The organism is Amycolatopsis thailandensis, assembly GCF_002234405.1.
GTDB lineage: Bacteria > Actinomycetota > Actinomycetes > Mycobacteriales > Pseudonocardiaceae > Amycolatopsis > Amycolatopsis thailandensis.
Genome location: NZ_NMQT01000091.1, coordinates 1 through 16758, shown reverse-complemented (window position 1 = coordinate 16758; position 16758 = coordinate 1). Strand labels below are relative to the sequence as shown.

Annotated in this window: 12 protein-coding genes and 1 pseudogene; 7 read left to right on the top strand and 6 right to left on the bottom strand. The window is 68.6% G+C overall.

The features are described 5' to 3' along the window. Window positions 1-47: 47 nt before the first annotated feature. Entirely contained in the window at window positions 48-6689 is a 6642-nt protein-coding gene (locus CFP71_RS24435) for a LamG domain-containing protein (protein ID WP_167406257.1), read from the bottom strand. Window positions 6690-6962: 273 nt separating this feature from the next. Here CFP71_RS24435 and CFP71_RS24430 point away from each other — a divergent pair, with 273 nt between their 5' ends. Beyond that, entirely contained in the window at window positions 6963-7712 is a 750-nt protein-coding gene (locus CFP71_RS24430; protein ID WP_093936274.1) for a trypsin-like serine protease, read from the top strand. Window positions 7713-7782: 70 nt separating this feature from the next. Here CFP71_RS24430 and CFP71_RS24425 read toward each other — a convergent pair whose 3' ends face one another. The 3 genes from CFP71_RS24425 to CFP71_RS24415 form a co-directional block, all read right to left on the bottom strand. After that, window positions 7783-8190 (bottom strand): hypothetical protein, encoded by a 408-nt coding sequence (locus CFP71_RS24425; protein WP_093936273.1) that lies wholly within the window; start codon window positions 8188-8190, stop codon window positions 7783-7785. A gap of 382 nt (window positions 8191-8572) precedes the next feature. Then, window positions 8573-9394 carry a S1 family peptidase gene (locus CFP71_RS24420; protein WP_093936272.1) on the bottom strand — a complete coding sequence of 274 codons (822 nt, stop codon included), beginning with the start codon at window positions 9392-9394 and terminating at the stop codon, window positions 8573-8575. Window positions 9395-9817: 423 nt separating this feature from the next. After that, window positions 9818-10228, bottom strand: coding sequence for a hypothetical protein (locus tag CFP71_RS24415; protein WP_244199810.1), 411 nt, complete (start codon window positions 10226-10228; stop codon window positions 9818-9820). 158 nt (window positions 10229-10386) lie between these two features. On the opposite strand from CFP71_RS24415, the gene CFP71_RS24410 reads away from it, so the two are divergent. From CFP71_RS24410 to CFP71_RS24385, 6 genes are read left to right on the top strand one after another with little or no spacing between them, the layout of a single operon-like run. Beyond that, window positions 10387-11727 (top strand): ATP-binding protein, encoded by a 1341-nt coding sequence (locus tag CFP71_RS24410; RefSeq protein WP_093936271.1) that lies wholly within the window; start codon window positions 10387-10389, stop codon window positions 11725-11727. After that, window positions 11724-12152, top strand: coding sequence for a roadblock/LC7 domain-containing protein (locus tag CFP71_RS24405; protein WP_093936270.1), 429 nt, complete (start codon window positions 11724-11726; stop codon window positions 12150-12152). Before CFP71_RS24410 ends, CFP71_RS24405 begins: the two co-directional genes overlap by 4 nt. Next, on the top strand, window positions 12149-12502 hold the full coding sequence (locus CFP71_RS24400) for a DUF742 domain-containing protein (protein WP_093936269.1): 354 nt from the start codon (window positions 12149-12151) through the stop codon (window positions 12500-12502). Before CFP71_RS24405 ends, CFP71_RS24400 begins: the two co-directional genes overlap by 4 nt. Next, a complete protein-coding gene (locus CFP71_RS24395) occupies window positions 12480-13076 on the top strand; it encodes a GTP-binding protein (protein ID WP_093936268.1) in 597 nt (198 codons plus the stop codon). Before CFP71_RS24400 ends, CFP71_RS24395 begins: the two co-directional genes overlap by 23 nt. Continuing rightward, a complete protein-coding gene (locus CFP71_RS24390) occupies window positions 13073-14452 on the top strand; it encodes a cytochrome P450 (protein ID WP_093936267.1) in 1380 nt (459 codons plus the stop codon). Before CFP71_RS24395 ends, CFP71_RS24390 begins: the two co-directional genes overlap by 4 nt. Then, window positions 14434-15540 (top strand): cytochrome P450 family protein, encoded by a 1107-nt coding sequence (locus tag CFP71_RS24385; RefSeq protein ID WP_093936331.1) that lies wholly within the window; start codon window positions 14434-14436, stop codon window positions 15538-15540. Before CFP71_RS24390 ends, CFP71_RS24385 begins: the two co-directional genes overlap by 19 nt. Before the next feature lie 66 nt (window positions 15541-15606). On the opposite strand, the gene CFP71_RS24380 is transcribed toward CFP71_RS24385, so the two are convergent. After that, window positions 15607-16398, bottom strand: coding sequence for an ESX secretion-associated protein EspG (locus CFP71_RS24380; RefSeq protein WP_093936266.1), 792 nt, complete (start codon window positions 16396-16398; stop codon window positions 15607-15609). Between the two features lie 38 nt (window positions 16399-16436). Next, a pseudogene (locus CFP71_RS44270) lies at window positions 16437-16758 on the bottom strand (hypothetical protein); the annotation flags it as partial.

Genomic DNA, 16758 nt, shown 5'->3' with positions numbered 1-16758 from the left:
GCCGGGTCATCGGCGCACCTACTCGACCGGCCAAGGCTCCGAAGGACTTATTCAGCGCTTCGGAGCTCGGCGACTTCACTGGCTGAATGCCACCCGTTGGGTGAACCCGTCGTCTCCGAAGCCCGTGGCGCCGGAACGAGCTGCCCGCCGGGATCTGATCCCTGTCTGGGTAGCAGGGTGGAGGCGTAGCCGGCTTGGAAATAGGCGATGGTGTCGGTCAGGATGCGGTTCATCAGCGCTACCTTCGCTGGGTCGGGCTTCGGTTGCCGGGTCGCGGCTAGGAAGGCCGCCCACCACGGGACGAGGTCTCCGAGCTTCGAGGCCGTGTGCCCGTCCAACGGTGCCAGCACGTTCGCCACCCCGGTGCCGATGTCGGCGGGCGAGGGGTTCTTCGCGGTCACCTCGTCCTGGACCAGTTCGATGAGCAACGGGTTGTCGGCCAGGTCGATCAGCCGCACGGGTTCGGGGGCGACGGTCTGGTCGGGATTCGTGTCGAAGTGCGGCGGGACCCGGCTGACGTAGGTGACCCGGTGCAGCAGACGCCACGCGCCCTGCCCGGTGAACCGGACGTTGCGCAGGGCCACGGCGTCCGGGTCGCTGCTGGAGGTCAGCCATTCCTTGTCGATCACCTGGTTGTGGAAGGTGTCGCTGTTGTCGGTCGAAGGGGGCAGGTAGAACGACATGAATCGGTAGGCCTCGACTTTGCCCGGGCAGTAACCGGGGGTGTAGCCGTCGCCGGGGCGATAGCCCTGCAGCATCGGATCTCCCGGACAGGTCACCACCAGCGAAAGACCGCGCGACTGGTTCTCCGATTTGCCGACCTGGACTTTGAGATGCCCGCCGAACAACGCGTCGATCGAGCCGAACAGTCCGACCTGGGCGGTGAAAGTGATTTCGCCGGTCAGCCCGGTCAGATGTGTGTAGTCGCCGAATCCCGTGTAGACGCGTTCGTGGACGGCCGAGAACTGTTCGGTTTCCGTGTGCAAGCCGCCTGACGCCGTCCAGACGTAGCGGTTGGCGATTCCGCGTGTCGGGATGTTCTGGCCGAAGTCGTAGAACTGCTTGTCTCCGACCCGGTCCAGATCGGTTTCGCCCGCCTCACCGCGCTTCTCCGCGTTGAACTGGTTGTACCTGCTCCGCATGGCTTTGTCGGACGCCGCTATCTTCGCGGCCAGGTGGTAGGCCTCGGCGGGTTTGAAGTAGCTGCCCCTGGTGACGTCGGCCTGCGGGTAGTCCGGGTCGTTGACCAGTCCTACTTTCCCGTCCAGGGTGCCGTTTTTCGCGTACCTCGGGTCGATCTGGAAAGTGAGGATGTTGCGATCCGGCGGGATGCCCAGACTCGGCAGGATCATCTTGCCGATCATCGCGCCGGTGGAGCGCAGCCGCATCGCGTAGAGATCGGCCGTCATCGACTCGACGAGCGCGTAGCCGAGGTTCAGCGGCTGGTACCGGCGGCCGACAGCCGGGTTGAGATACTCCGACCGGTCCGCCCGCGCCGGCTCCCACATCCCTCTCAATCCCAGCGTGTCCGTCGTGGTGCGGGTCCAGGCGGACAGGTACGTTTCGTCCCGCTGGTGGGCGATCTCCAGGTTCGACTTGTGCCGGACACCGATCTTCCCGGTACCGCCGGTGAGCAGATGCGTCCACGCGAACACCGTCGCGCTGTCCGCCCATTTCGCCGCGACCCCGGCTTTCCCGTCGATTTCCATCTTCAGCCGGGTCCTGTAGTCCGACGAAGTGAATTCGACGGATGTGCTCTCTTCGGATCGCAGCGTGACCGTGGAAGCGTCTTGATAGGAGTTGTAGCCGAAGGGGCTGTCGTAGAGCGGGCGCGACAGGTTCTCGCTCGGTACCGGTGGCGCGCCCTCCATGTAGCCGATCACCGTGGGACGGGTCTGCACCTGACCCAGGTACACCAGATCCGTCTCGCCCATGCCGTAGGCGGTGGACAATCTGAGGGCGGTGTCCTTGTAGAAATAGGCACGGCGCATCACCGCGTACGGTGTGCCGTCGCCGTGCGTCTCCATCTCCGGGTACTCGACCACGGCGGCCTTGCCGGACAGCGGACGTTGGAACCGGGTCCGCGGACCTTGGTAGACATTGGTGACCTGAGGTCCTTCGTCGGCGACCGGCGCGGTGGAGCCGACATAGCGGGGCGAGCCGACGAGACGTCCGTTCGCGCCACGCCCGGTGAGGTCCGCGCTGGTGCCGTCCAGGGACCAGTAACCGACCAGGTCCGCCTCGTCACCCTTCAACTTCCGGTACAGCGTGGACGTGATCTGGGAAGGCGTGCGTGCGGAGTCCCAGAGCCGTACTTCGGCCAACGAGCCGTCGATGCCGTCCTGGAATTTGCCCGCGGCAGACGCATAGGCGCCGACGGTGCACTGGTCGTAGCCGCCGTACCCGGTGATTTCGTCGGCGGGAGCGGGCATCACCGAGCCGACCGGCCGGCCGTCGTGATAGCACCGGTAGTGGGCGATGTTCTGCATCACGCCCCACAGATCCGTGTCTGTGAGCCGGAAGTCGTTGTCGTTCACCGTATCCGCGGCGACGTCACCGGAATCTTCGGTGAACCACCACGCCGAGACCACGCCTTCATCGGTGTCGGCGGCTTGGTTGCGTCGCATCGCCGACCGCACCTGGGCGGCCGACAATCCGGTCGACCAGAATCGCAGCCCGGTCAAAGCGCCCACGAAGGGCGCTTGTGCTTCCGGGGCCACCCGGCCGGTGTTCGCGGGAGGAGTACCGATGCCGACCGTCAGTGGCGCCGTGGAGTCGACGGACGTCACCGTGCTGGTACCGCTCAAGGTCGTCTGCGCCGTTCCGCATTCGAAGCCGTTGGCGTAGATCGTGAGGGTGCATCGCAGGACTTGTTTGCCGCTCACCACGGCTTGAGCGGAGTTCAACGTCACCGCGAGATGCATCGGCGTCCCGCTCAGAACACTGGCTCGGCCTTGGACGGTCAGCTGGGTCCGTTTGCCCGTCGCCGGGTTGAGGAGGCCGACGGTGCAGAACGGGTAGTCGTCGGCGGTCAGCGCGAGCCGGAAGGACTGGTCCTTTCCGGACTTGCCCCAGTGCGACAGGACGGTCCGCCGCAGACCGGTGGAACCGCTCGTCTGCACCCAGCCGTCGATGGCGAACTCGCGGTCGAACGTGAGACCGCCGGGTTCGGGGCAGATTCCGTAGACCGGCCTGTCCGGTACTGGGCCCGCGAGATTCAGATTCAGGGCACCGGAGGCCCGATAGGTGACGGCCACATGGTTCCACTCGTGGGGACGCATGCGCGCGAAGGCATGGACGGGTGCCGTACCGCCGACTCCCGCGACGATTCCTATGAACGGGTTGTCGTCGCTCGAACTGACCGCCTGATCCTTGGAGAGCTTGAGTTGCGCGTCGAGGGCCGGCCCGGTCGCGGTCGCGTGGTTGGCGAAGACCGACTTGTCGGTGGTGCGGCCCTCGGCCAGTGACCAGGCCCCGGCCAGTCCCGGTTCGGTCCCGGTGAGCGCGGTCGCCATCGTGTACCGCAGGTCCTCGGCCGTCCTGGGTAAAGACCACAGGCGCACGTCCGAAAGCCTGCCGAACATGCTGACGTGCGGGCCGATCCGCGCGCCGATGGCCAACGACGGCGAAGCCGACTTCGACGGCGGTCGCAGCCGGACGTTCCGCACGGTGTCGGCCAGTACGGCGTTGACGTAGATCCTCAGCGTCCAGATCCCGTTGCGCCAGGACCCCGTCGCCGCGACATGCGTCCAAACGCCGGCTGGAAGCGGCGTCCCGGCGGTGAGGTAGCCCGGTTTCGAATCGTGGCTTTGCTGTTGGTAGCCAAGGGAAAGGTGACGGCCGGAGTCGAGACCGAAGTTGACCAAGGGCGTCTTTCCGCTCTTGGCGTCGCAGACCTGCACGATGCTCCCGAGCCGGTTCGCCTCGGGGCAGGGCTTCGTGTCCGGCTTGACCCAGGCCTCCCAGGTGAAACCGGCCGGGCCGGGGGTGAACACCGGGTTCGACGGCACCGCGAGGTAGGAGTTCTTGTTCTTGTTCTTGTGTTTGAACGCGCCGAATCGCACTGTGGGCAGCCCTGCGACACCGAGGTAGTACGACGGCGAGAGCTCTCCCACTCCCTTCGCCGGACCGTGGTCGTAGGTGATGATCGTCGCCGGGTCGCCGCCCTCCGGTCGAATCCAGGACTCCATGGTCCAGGTCCGCCGTGGCGCCAGCTGGGTGTTGCTCAGCGCGACGCTCATCGCTTGGGACCCGTTGAGTTCGAGCGCCTTCGGCTGGTGCGCGGCCAGCCACTTGCCGTTGTCGCCGGTCACCGTCCTGGTGCTCGTGCCGTCCACCGCCCGAGGCTCCCGGCCGAACAGCGGGCTTTCCGGCAGGACCGCGGTCAGGGCGAGCATCGCCCGGCCGGTGGTGTCGTCCGGCGGGGTGGGGGTGATCGAGCGCTTCCGCCAGTCGGCCGCGCTGACCTGTCCGATGGCGAGGGTGCCGACGGTGACCGGCTCGAGCACGTCGAACAGCACTGAACCGCCCCGCAGATTCAGCGGGCTGGTGAACGTCTGGTCGGCCACCGGCCCCGGCCTCGGGTCGGGGGAGATGTGGCCGAACACGGCTTGGGCCTCGCTCCACGACCGCAACCGGGCGACGAAGCCCGCCTGCTCACGCGGAACGTTGTCGAGCTCGACCGCGGGCCGAGCGCCGATGACGAGGGAGACCGTGCAGTGCGCCGGATCGCCCTCCGCCGGCGAGATCGTCAGTGACAGGTTTTCCGTCGTCTTGCCGACGAGCAGGATGCTGCCGCCGGTCGTGCTCAGCGCGTAGACGGGGGTGTCGGCGGGTGGCCGTTGATAGCTGTAGGTCGCCGGGTCCGCGTCACCGCCGAGGATCAGCGACGCGTTGGCCGTACCCGTCGGCACCGCTTGCCAAGTCTGCGTCGCGGTGAAACCGGCGGCCGCGGTGTAGCTCAGGGTCAGATCCACCGTGCCTTTCGCCGACGCGGTGATCTCGACCCGGGACAAGGGCAGGTCGGGGCGGTGGGAGACCAGTTCCAGCCGGCCCGCCGACGTCAAGGGCAGCCGTGCCGACGGCCGGTGGCCCAGGAAGTCGTAGAACGGCCGGGCTCCGGACAGGACCGCCTTGTCGGTGGGGTCGTCGGAGAAGGACCCGTTGAGGATCGAGACCATGGCCCCCACGTCTCGCGGTAGCCCACCCCAGTTCTCCCGCGGCAGGCCGGCGGCGGCGCCGTAGTCGATGGTCACGTCACAGAGATCCGATGCGGTGATCCCGCCGCGGGCACAGGCCGCGACGGTCATCTCGACCTCGTCGAAGGTGCTGCCACTGCGCCGGGCGATCACCGTGAAGGTGCCGGTCCGGTCGTCGTCGGTCTTCCAGGGCAAGGCGACCTGGGTCCTGGTGACCGCGGGGTCGTAGTGGGCGACCGCGAACGCGTCCTTGCCGGGTGTGCCCGTGCGTTCCGGGAAGTAGCAGTGGACGAGCCCGTCGGCACTGTCGAGGACGGCGGGAGCGGCGTCCGGCCTGGGAGTCCCCAGCAGAACCGCGCTGACCGTGCCGGATCCGGCCGAGCGCACCGCTTTGGCGGGAACGGGGTGGTCGCCGGCGGCCGGAGTGAAACCGCCGTGGTCGAGCGTGCCGTCGATCAGGACGCAGCCGATGCCCGCCGGGAACGCCGGGACGGTGCCGTCCGGCAGCACTCCGAAGTCGTAGACGGCCAGCGCTCCCGGCAGCCCTGCTCCGGCGTTGGCGACCGGAACCGTGACACTCACCCGGACGGCCCGGCGCAGGCTCGACGGCAGGTCCGGCGCCGCGCCGGTCCTTTCCTGCTCGGCGTACAGGGTCGCGCTGACACCGGCTGTCGGTGTCAGCGTGGTGCTCTTGCCCGAGTTCCACAGCGTGGGGGTGATCGTGAATTCACGCGCGAGCGCCGGGTCGAGTTCTATTCCTCCGGTGCTGTCCTGGGGGTACGACACGAAGGTGAGCACGTCGCCGGTGACCGCCACGATGTGCCAGCGGCTGACGTCGGCCTCCGACGTGGGCGTGAGAGCGACGTCGAACCCGCCACGGGTGATGCCGGACAGGGAGGGCAGTTCGATGGTGGGTTCCTGGAACGGCTCGTCGTTCATGGTGCGGAAGCCGAGTTCGTCGCCGGGGCCGGCGGGTGCGTCACGGCGTCCACTGCGCCGGTACCGCACCTCCCACACGCGGCGCAGCTGCCACCCGGCCTGGTTCTCGCCGTCACGTGATCCGCTGGTCCGCCCTTGCGGATCCTGCACCAAGGCGAAGCGATCCACATAGAGACTGCCCGTGGCGGATTGCCTGAAGCACGAGATGTACCTGCCGTCGGTGACGGCGCGGAAAGGCGCGTTCGCGGGCCGGGGGACGGCCGCGGCCGAGCCGACGGTGATCAGGTCCATGCCGGCGATCCGCAGGAGGGGGCGGTCTTCCGCCGACGGGCGGTCGTTTTCGTCCAGGCTCAATTCGTTCCAGCCCGCCCATTCGCCCGGTGTGCCGGGATCCGCGCCGGAGACACGCACGTTGTAGTACAGCGTGTCCACCGCGGTGGCGGGTCTTCGGGCGAGGACCACCAGCGTTCCCGCGATACTGAGCCCGACCGGGTCGACGAGCGGAATCCCGTTGCAGTCGGGCGAGGGCCAGATTTGTTTCGAGGGTGTCATGACCATCCCTAAGTCACTATCGGCGGCCCATCATGTTATTGCGCTCGAAACCGAGAAACAGCTCCCCGCACTGATGAACAAGGGGTCACGCAACGTTTCCCAAATGAGGCTATTCAACCTATTCGAGGAAACGGCTCGGCATCAGTGTGTTTTTTTTGTGGACCTTCGTGAGGAGGCCCGAGGACGGCCGAACGGGTAAGAATGGAAGGAGTCCACTGGGGACACCCGGTTTTCCACAACGGACTTCAGCGCTGAGAACGAGGAGGACGCACGATGAAACTTCGTACTTCGAGCAGGCTATTCGTGGTGCCCGCGCTGGTGGCGCTCGGCACTGTCGTGCAGGCTCCCGGTGCTTCCGCGGTGATCGGCGGCTCGGTCAGCACGTATGCCCCATGGGCGGTCCGGATGGTGGTCGACGACACGCCGTTCTGTACCGCGACCGCGATCGGCCGTGAGTGGATTCTCAGCGCCTCACACTGCTTTTTCGAGGCGGGAGAGCGGATCGACGATTCCCGTATCCGGTTCCGGGTGGGCGCCCTGGATCAGCGGAAGGGCACGGTCGTGCGTCCGGTGCCCGGCAGCACTCACGGCGTCGGGATCGCGGACATGATGCTGATCAAGGTGCCACCGATGGACGTCGAGCCTGCCCGGCTGCCCGCCAGGGACTCCGTCCGTCCCGGGCAGATCGTGCGGCAGTACGGCTGGGGTGCGACCTGTCAGGAGGACGAGACCACCTGCCAGTCCGATGTGCTCAAGGAAGCCGACCAGCGGGTGCTGGCTCCGGACCAGCCGCGTTGCGAACGGTTCACCCCGCCCGGCGGTGGGGACGGCCGGGACCTGTGCCTCGGCCGGGTCACCGGCGTTCCCGGTGGCGGCGACTCCGGCGGGCCGGTCATGGCCACCGGTCCGGGGGAGCGGGACATCATCGTCGCGGTGGAGAACGATTCGGACCGGGATCACACAGCGGGGGCAGGCAACGTTTCCCTCGTACTGGACGAGATCCACCAGGTGATCGGCACCTGATCCGGGCCGCGCGGCGCAGGTCGCGATCGCTCGAGCGAGGCGATGGTGGCCACCGGGATCGCGGATGTCGTCAGCGATGCCGTCGTGACTGGCGCTGCGCCTTGACGATGAGTTCGAAGACCTGACGCGGGTGGTCGATGCCGTTGAGTTCGGGCGAGGGCGGTGGTTTCGGAGCGCCGGCCGGTGGGTCGTCGTCGACGGTGACGAGTGGTGCGCCCGGTCCGCCGAAGGTGATGGTTCCGGTGCCGTTCTTGTGTTCTGTCACCTGTGGTGGTGCGAGTTCGTTCAGAAAACGTGAGATGGTCTGTTGGCCCCGGGCCCAGGCGACCACGCGTCTGTCGGTCACCATGTACGCGCTCGCTCGTATGGCCAGGTAACGATGCACTCCTTGGACCACGACGAGCGCGGCGAGCAGGCCGAAAATGAACCACGCGCCAGGTTTGTCGAAGGTGGGGTAGAGGGAGTAGAGCGGCAACATCAGGAACGGGACGATGACGAGGTCTTGCTTTCTGGCGATCCGGACGTGTTTCGGTGCGCCTTCCCAGAGCAGACGTTCGCCCGGGGCGAGGGCGAAGTCGTTGTCGTCGGGCGAGACGGCGGAGGGCGAGGATTCGTCGCTCGGCGGGATGTGGTCGTAAACGAGCGTGTTCCGTTCTAGCGGTTCAGCGGCAGACAGCAGAGCGAGGCCCGGAGTTCAGGGTCACTCCTCATGAACCAGACGATATCCGCCGCACGGCACCGGGTAAACGGTTTTGTGCCTCGTCGTGGACGGCGGCCGGTTTCTTCTCCGGAATCGAGCGGGCCTCTGCCCGGCGAAGAAACCGGCCGCCCGCGGTCACACCTGCGGCCGCGACGGTGAGCTAGCCGTGCCTGTGGATCGTGCGGTGGATCCAGCCGGCGTAGGCGGGCACGCTGGTGTAGAGGCCGGGTCCGTTGGCGCAGGGGACGTCGTCGTCGCCGGGGCCGGAGGTGACGCCGATCAGTTCCCACCGGCCGCTCTTCCCGCGCTGGACCTGGGGGCCGCCGGAGTCGCCCATGCACGCCATCGCGTCAGGCTTGCGGCTGATCGTGCACAGCCGGGTCCGGTCCGCGTAGCCGGGCGAGCATTCGGACACGCTCCCGCGGCGGGTGTCGAGTTCCTGCAGTCGTTCGGGGAACACCACCTTGGTCAGGTCGCCGGTGTCGACCGTGGTGCCGAAGCCCATCAAACGGGTCGGCGTGCCAGGCGGGCCGGGGCGGTCGGCGATCCGGATCGGCTGCTGGGAGACCGGGCGGTCCAGGCGCACCAGGGCGATGTCGTTCTTGTTCGGCGCGCCCGGTTCGTAGCCCGGGTGGCGCACCCAGCGGTCGATCTTGCGGACCGTGCCGCCGGAGGTCCGCCCCTGGCTGCCGATGCGCACCGTCCCTTCCGGCCTGGCCGGGTTGCGACCCGGGTCGACGCAGTGCGCCGCGGTCACCACCCACTGCGGATGGACCAGCACGGCTCCGCAGACGCCCTTGGCGTTGTTCATCTCGGGCACGACCTCCGGGATCGAGGCCATGAACTCGTAGCGCTCGGTGGAGTCCCTCCCGTTCACCACGGCACCGGCGCTCCCGGGCACCGCTAGCGCGCAGGCGGCACCTATCAGCGCGACGCCGGTGGCACGGATCAGGTTGCGGCGCAAGGAACCCACTCTCGACATGCTTTTCCTTTGTTCGAGGACTTCGGATCGATCGAGTCAAGCCTCGTCGTTCTCCGTGCGCGAGACCATCGTGCGCACCCCCCGAACCGCGGTGGTGGCGGCCGGACGCCGACTGGTAGCGCTGGCACCACCAAGCAGATCGAGGCCTGGTCAGGGCGTTCACCCTCGCCCGTGGCCGTGCCTTTCTTGGCGGCCTGCTCGGTCATGCCGACCTCGACACGATCGCCCACGTTGGACAGTTGGAGCCAGATGTCGATCCTGGATCAGGAGAAGAGTTTCTTGCGGCTGTGGATGCTCCGCGATGGGAAGTTCCGGCAGTGCTGATACCGAAGATCGTGCACGCGACGATCTTCACTCCCCGGTCCGGCGGGAGATCTGCGCGCTCGTCTGCGGCAGGAAGGTTCGCCTGCACGGCCTCGCGGGTCAACGCCGCCAGGGCGCGAGTGCCACTTCGGTCGCGGTCCTCATCGCGGTCCGCAGGGCGGCGGGGTCGGTTCCGTCGGCGTTGTCGAGCAAGGCTTGGAGCGCGCCGGTGACCGCGCCGACGAACGCTACGGTCAGGGCCGCCGCGCCTACCGGGTCGAGTTGGCCGGGGAAGGCGGCCGCAAGATGTTTCGCGATCTCGCGTTGTGCGCGGAGTTGCTCTTGGAGCGCGCGGCCGCGGGCGGCGGGCACGGCCTGGATCATTCGGAGTCGTAAGGCCGCCAGGGGACTGACCATCTCGTCGCTGGTGGCGGTGACCTGGCTCAGAGCTCGCAACAGCCCCTCTTCCTTGCTGGCGAGGTAGCGGAATTCCCCGCCGGTCCGGGCAGTGCCGATCGGCTTGCCCTGCACAGAACCATTTTTGTCACGGGAAGCGGCTGCCGCTCACGGCGTGTTTGCGCTACGGTACTCGCTGCTGATGACGTCCTTCGATCCCCGCTGCCGTGGAGCTGCCGCATGATCCCCCGGCTCGGCCCAGGCGTCCTTGTCCTGTCGATCGTGAGGATTTCATGGAGTACCCCCTGCTGACGGCAGTGCTGGTCTGCGTCTCGCTGCTCGCCGCGGCCCTCGCGGTGTTGCTGGTGCGCCAGCGCCGGGTCGCCGTCAACACCGGCCGTCGTGGTGAGCAGCTGCTGGCCGAACTCCGCGCCCGTGAGGAGGAGGAAAGGCACCTGCTGCACCGGCGGTTGCCCGCGATCGTCGAGGCGCAGACCAACCAGGCCGTGACCGTGCCCGGCCCCTTGCGTGCCGTCAACGGCGAGGACCCGCACCGCGAACTGCTGGTGGCGGTCAGCGAGCTGACCGGTCAGACCCGACGCAACGCCGCCGAATCCGCCGCCGCCACCCTGCGCGCGATGATGCGCACGGTGCAGAACCTCGCGGGGGAGCAGCAGGTGCTGATCTCGGCGATGGAGGAGCAACACGACAACCCCGACGTGCTCGATGGTCTGCTCGGCCTGGACCACGCGAACTCGCAGCTGGGCCGCCGCGCCCAGGCGACCGCCGTGCTGTGCGGTTCGTGGCCGGGCCTGCAGCGTTCCGCCGCGACCCTGACCGACGTGGTGCGCGGGGCCACCGGCCGCATCCGTGACTACGAGCGCGTGCAGATCCCGGCGCCTTTGGACACCGCGGTGGTCAGCCAGGCCGTGGAACCGGTGGTGCTCGCGGTGGCCGAGCTGCTGGACAACGGCGCCCGTCACTCGCAGCCCGGTTCGCCCGTGCAGGTCAGCTTCCAGCAGGCACACAACGGCCTGGCGATCGTCATCGACGACGCCGGGGTGGGCATGACGGTGGAGGCGGTGCAGCGCGCGGGATGGCTGCTGGAAGGCCACGGTGGTCAGGACATCGCCGCGCTCGGTGTGCCGCCGCGTATCGGGTTCGCCGTCATCGGCGTGCTTTCCCGCCGCTACGGCTTCCGCGTCTCGGTCGACATGCGCTCGCCCTTCGGCGGGGTGCGCGCGGTGCTGTTCCTGCCGAGTGAGCTGCTCACTCGCGCCGCCGTCCCGGAGCCGGCACCGCAGGAAATCCCGTCGCTGGCCGCGCCGGCCAGCCCGGCCGCGATCACCCCCAGCCCGGCCCCGCAAGTGCGCGTTCCCGCGCCGGAACCGAAGCCGGCCGAACCGGCCGAGGAACTGGGCACCACCGAGCACGGCCTGCCCCGCCGTCGTCGACGCGCCCCGGTGGCCGGGGCGGCTTCCACCACGTTGTCGGTTCCGGTGTCGCCGCCCGCCGCGCCGGAAGCGACCGAGTCCCCGGTGAACCACAGTCCGGTCGCCACGGCCACGGCCTGGCAGCGCGGCACCCGCCAGGGCCGCGCTTCTTCCACCGATGTCGAAAGGGATTTCCAGTGAGCAGCTCCGTCACCACCACCAACCGGTTGGGCTGGATGCTCGACCAGGCCCTGCAGATGCCGGAGACCATCTCAGCGGTGCTGCTCTCGGCCGACGGCCTGCTGATGGCCCATTCGCAGGGAATCACCGTGGAGGACGCCGAGCGCACCGCCGCCGCGGTCTCCGGGCTCCAGTCGCTCGCCCGCGCCACCGGCGAATTCTGCCGTCAGCCGCCGGAGCAGTGGCGGCAGACGCTGATCGAATTCGACGGCGGGTTCGTTTTCCTGACCGCCGCCGGACAGGGCGCCTACGTCGCGGTGTCCACCACCGGCCGGGTGGACATCGAGGGAGTTTCCTCGCGACTGCAAGAGCTGGTGCAAAGGCTCGGCCAGGAACTCACCGCGCCACCGCGCTTTCCGGCCGAGGGACCTGGCAACCCGGCATGAGCGGGCAGCGGCGGGAACGGGCGCTGGTCCGGCCGCATGTGGTCACCGAGGGCCGGGCACATCCGACCCGCAACACCCTGGACGTGGCCACCGTGGTGCTGGCCACCTGGGCGCCGGTGACCGGGCTGAGCCCGGAAAAACGACGGGTGATGGAGCTGTGCCGGGGCGGCGCACTGGCCGTCGCGGAGGTGGCGGCGCATCTCAAGCTGCCCACCAGCGTCACCAAGGTGCTGTTGTCGGACCTGCTCGACAGCGGGCACATCGAATCACGGGCCGCGGTGCGCGAGACCGAATTCCCCGATCAGCAACTCCTGCAGAAGGTACTCGATGGCCTCCGTGCTCTCACCTGACCGATACGTCTCCGCCTCGGTCCGGACCTCGGTGAAGATCCTCATCGTCGGCCCGTTCGCGGTGGGGAAGACCACCTTTGTCGGCACACTCTCGGAGATCCGCCCGCTGCGCACCGAGGAGCGGATGACCCAGGCGGGCGCGCTGGTCGACGACCTGTCCGGCGTGCGGGGCAAGGACACCACCACGGTGGCCATGGACTTCGGACGCCTGACACTGAGCGACGAGGTGGTGCTCTACCTCTTCGGCGCCCCGGGGCAGCAGCGGTTCACGCAGATGTGGAAGGACCTGGCCCACGGTGCGCTCGGCGCGCTGGTGCTGGTCGATCCCAGCCGCCTGCAGGACTCCTTCGACGTGATGGGACTGCTGGAGGAACTGGACCTGCCCTACGCGGTGGCGGTCAACCAGTTCGACGGCGCGCCGCGTTTCCCCGAGGCCGAGCTGCGCGAGGCGCTCGATCTGCTACCCCAGACCCGGCTCGTCACCTGTGACGCCCGAGATCGCGCGTCCGCCGCCTCGGCGCTGATCAGCCTGGTCGACTACCTGTTCACTCCCGTCCGCCAGGAGCATTCGTGACCGTTCCCACCACCCCGCCCCCCGGTTGTCCCGTTCACGCCACGCGCACCTCGCTCTACGACGAGGAGTTCGCCGCGAACCCGGCGGGGGTCTACGCGCGGATGCGCAAGGAACACGGCCACGTCGCGCCGGTCGAGCTGGCGCCGGGGGTGAACGCGAGCCTGGTGCTGAGCTACGAGGCCGCGCTGGACGTGCTGCGCTCCCCGCAGACCTACCCGCGGGACCCGCGCCGCTGGCAGGCCGGTCAGCCGGCGGACAACCCGGTGATGCCGATGATGGGCTACCGGCCGAACTGCCTGTTCACCGACGGCGCGGTGCACGCGCGCTACCGCAGCGCGGTCACCGACAGCATCTCGCGAGTGAACCCGCACGCCCTTCTGGGCTACGTGGAGAAGGCCGCGCGGGAGCTGATCGCGAAGTTCTCCTCGAACGGCCGGGCGGACCTGCTCACCGAGTACGCCGGAACCCTTTCCCTCCAGGTGTTCAACCACCTCTTCGGCTGCCCGCCGGAACTGGGTGACCGGCTCACCGCGGGGATGCGCGGGATCTTCGACATGGTGGACCCGGAGCGCGCCAACGCCGAGCTGACCGCGGCCATGCTGGACCTGCTGGCGCTCAAGCGGCGGCAGCCGGGCCAGGACGTGCCTTCGTGGATGATGGCGCATCCCTCGAGGCTGACCGACGAGGAGATGCTGCACCAGCTGGTGCTGCTGATGGGCGCGGGCACCGAACCGCAGCAGAACCTGATCGCCAACGGGTTGCGGCTGCTACTGGTGGACGAGCGCTTCGCCGGGGACCTGGCCGGCGGCAGCATGCACGTGGAGGACGCGCTGGAGGAGATCCTCTGGAGCGACCCGCCGATGGCCAACTATTCCGCCGGTTACCCCTATCCGGCGGCCGACCTGATGGGCACGCGGCTGCCGGCCGACGAGCCCGTGGTGATCAGTTTCGCCGCCGCCAACACCGATCCCGAGCTGGGCGAGGCCCAGCGGGCCGGTAACCGGGCGCACATCGCCTGGAGCGCCGGGGTGCACTCCTGCCCGGCGCAGGGCCCGGCGCGGCTGATCGCGACCACCGCCATCGAGACCCTGCTCGACGCGCTGCCGGATCTGCGCCTGGCTGTGCCGGACGCCGAATTGCGCTGGCGGCCGGGCCCGTTCCACCGCGCGCTGGCCGGTCTCCCGGTCCTGTTCACCCCCGTCGTCGCACCGGTCACCCCCGTTCCCGACCTGACAGGAGAGCACCCATGGCACCAGCCCGCCCGTTCGTCCTCGATCCCAACGGCCGTGACATCCACACCGAAGGCGCCGAACTCCGCGCCCGGGGAGCCGCGACGCTGGTGGAACTCCCTGGCGAAGTGGTGGCGTGGTCAGTAACCCAGCCGGAGCTGCTGCGGAAACTGCTGTCCGACCCGCGGGTGTCGAAGAACCCGAACCTGCACTGGGCGGCCTACCGCGACGGTGAGATCCCCGAGGACTGGCCGCTGCGGATCTGGGTCTCGGTGCAGAACATGTTCACCGCCTACGGTGGCGACCACCGGCGGCTGCGTTCGCTGGTGTCGAAGGCGTTCACCCCGCGCCGCGTGGAAGCGCTACGGCCGTGGGTCGAGCAGCTGACCACAGGCCTGCTGGACCGGCTCGCCGCCGGGCCGGACTCGGTGGACCTGAGGGAGAATTTCGCCTATCCGTTGCCGATCGAGGTGATCTGCCAGCTGTTCGGCGTGCCCGAGGAGCACCGGCCGGAGCTGCGGCGCGCGGTGGACGGGGTGTTCAACACCTCGCTCAGCGCCGAGGAGGCGCAGGCGAACGGCGTGCTGATGTACGGGATTCTCGGGCAGCTGGTGGCGAACGGGCGGGAGAACCCCGGAGACGACCTCGCCAGCGGCCTGATCGCCGCGCGGGACGAGGACGGTTCGGTGCTGGAGGAGGCCGAGCTGATCGACACGCTGATCCTGATGATCTCGGCCGGGCACGAGACCACGGTGAATCTGCTGCACCACGCGATCCTGGCGCTGCTGACGCATCCGGAGGAGCTGGCGAAGGTGCGCTCCGGTGAGCACACCTGGGCCGAGGTGATCGACGAGACCATGCGGTGGCAGGCGCCGATCGCGAACCTTCCGCTGCGGTACGCGGTGGAAGACATCGAGATCGACGGGCTGCACATCAAGGCGGGCGAAGCGATCCTGGCTTCGTACGCGGCAGCGGGCCGCTCGCCCGAGACACACGGTTCCGACGCGGACGAGTTCCGGCTTTCGCGGGAGTCGAAGAGTCAGCACCTGTCGTTCGGGCACGGGGTGCACTACTGCCTCGGTGCGCCCTTGGCGCGACTGGAAGCGGAACTCGCGCTGCCGGCGCTGTTCGAACGGTTCCCCGATCTGGCCCTGGCGGCGGAGGTTGCCGAACTGGAGAAGATGCCGTCGTTCATTTCGAACGGGCACACGAGTCTTCCGGTACGCCTCAAGTGAATCCGGTGAGGTGTGGCTTTCACCGCGGATCCGCGGTGAAAGCCACACCCACCGGATTCATCGGGGTTAGAGGGTGCGGTTGGTGTTTTCCAGCAGCCACACCAGCCCACCGCTCCCGGCCAAGTGGAGGTAGTCGGTGCCGTCCTCGTCAATGTTGGTATAGGTGATCACCCGGCCGTGCTCGCTCAGGTCCACAGCGGTGATCGGCACACTTCGCGAGCGTCCGCGCGGCCCGGTGACCGCCGTATACAGCTGGTGGGTGGCGTCGCGTGGGGCGTGCATGAGATCGGTGATCAGATCCCGGTCCGGGTCGCCGGGCTCGGGGCCAGGATGGGCGAGCGGGCTACGGCCCGCCGCGACCGTCACCGGCCGTGCGGGTGGTGTGCGTGGCACGGCGAGATCCCGTATCTCTGCCGACTCGACCGGGGGCAGCACCTCCACCAGATCAGCCGCCAGGTACCGGTGGTCTGGGAGGGGTTGCAGGATCACCGCGTCGTCATCGACCAACACCCGCACCGCGTCACGGTCACGGGCACCAGTGAAGAACCCGCCCCCGTCCCCGGCACGGTCGCTCGTGCTGGGATAGGCGGTCCACCCGTAAAACTCCCGATCAGCTGAACCCAACACGCGCAACGTGTCGAGGAGGAGCGGGTTCACCCGCTGCCCCCGCGCCAACCGATGCTGCCCGAGTAGTTCCCAGGTGCCCGCTTCGATCCGCTCCGTAGCCCCCTCGGGCATGTAGTACGCGCCGTTCGTGCCCAAGACCGGGTGGAGATCTCCAAGGTCGTTCGCGTGCCACTGCCACACGGTCAAGAGTGCGAGTTTGGGTAGCACCAGCGGCGCGTCGATGAGAGCCATAGCGCGTGTGTTTTCCTTGCCGTGTCAAGGGAAAGTGGTTACGTGCCGATGGTCGGCGGCACGACCGGATATCCGGTCTCGGGATCGATATCGGCGATGGTGATCGGTTCCTCATCCACCCCGTACTTACGGGCGTGCTCGCTGTCCTCGCTCTTGTTGCCGCGCGCGCCGGGTGCCATCGCGCCACCGGGCGCGCCCGGGGCACCCGCCCCGGCCAACCGGGAACCCGCCCGACCGGTCTCGCCCGCGCTCGGGCCGCCAAGGACGCCCGCGCCGCTGCCCCGACCCGCACCCGGCACACCCCCGCCCGCGCCTCCACCAGGCCCACCCCCCGCGGAACCGGGCGCGCCGCGAAAGACC

Excerpts from the sequence above, each read along its gene's own strand:
- CFP71_RS24400 (WP_093936269.1), top strand. The coding sequence starts at position 12,149 with ATGAGCGGGCAGCGGCGGGAACGGGCGCTGGTCCGGCCGCATGTGGTC.
- CFP71_RS24430 (WP_093936274.1), top strand. The coding sequence starts at position 6,963 with ATGAAACTTCGTACTTCGAGCAGGCTATTCGTGGTGCCCGCGCTGGTG.
- CFP71_RS24425 (WP_093936273.1), bottom strand. The coding sequence starts at position 8,190 with ATGTTGCCGCTCTACTCCCTCTACCCCACCTTCGACAAACCTGGCGCG.
- CFP71_RS24420 (WP_093936272.1), bottom strand. The coding sequence starts at position 9,394 with ATGTCGAGAGTGGGTTCCTTGCGCCGCAACCTGATCCGTGCCACCGGC.
- CFP71_RS24410 (WP_093936271.1), top strand. The coding sequence starts at position 10,387 with ATGGAGTACCCCCTGCTGACGGCAGTGCTGGTCTGCGTCTCGCTGCTC.
- CFP71_RS24395 (WP_093936268.1), top strand. The coding sequence starts at position 12,480 with ATGGCCTCCGTGCTCTCACCTGACCGATACGTCTCCGCCTCGGTCCGG.
- CFP71_RS24435 (WP_167406257.1), bottom strand. The coding sequence starts at position 6,689 with ATGACACCCTCGAAACAAATCTGGCCCTCGCCCGACTGCAACGGGATT.
- CFP71_RS24380 (WP_093936266.1), bottom strand. The coding sequence starts at position 16,398 with ATGGCTCTCATCGACGCGCCGCTGGTGCTACCCAAACTCGCACTCTTG.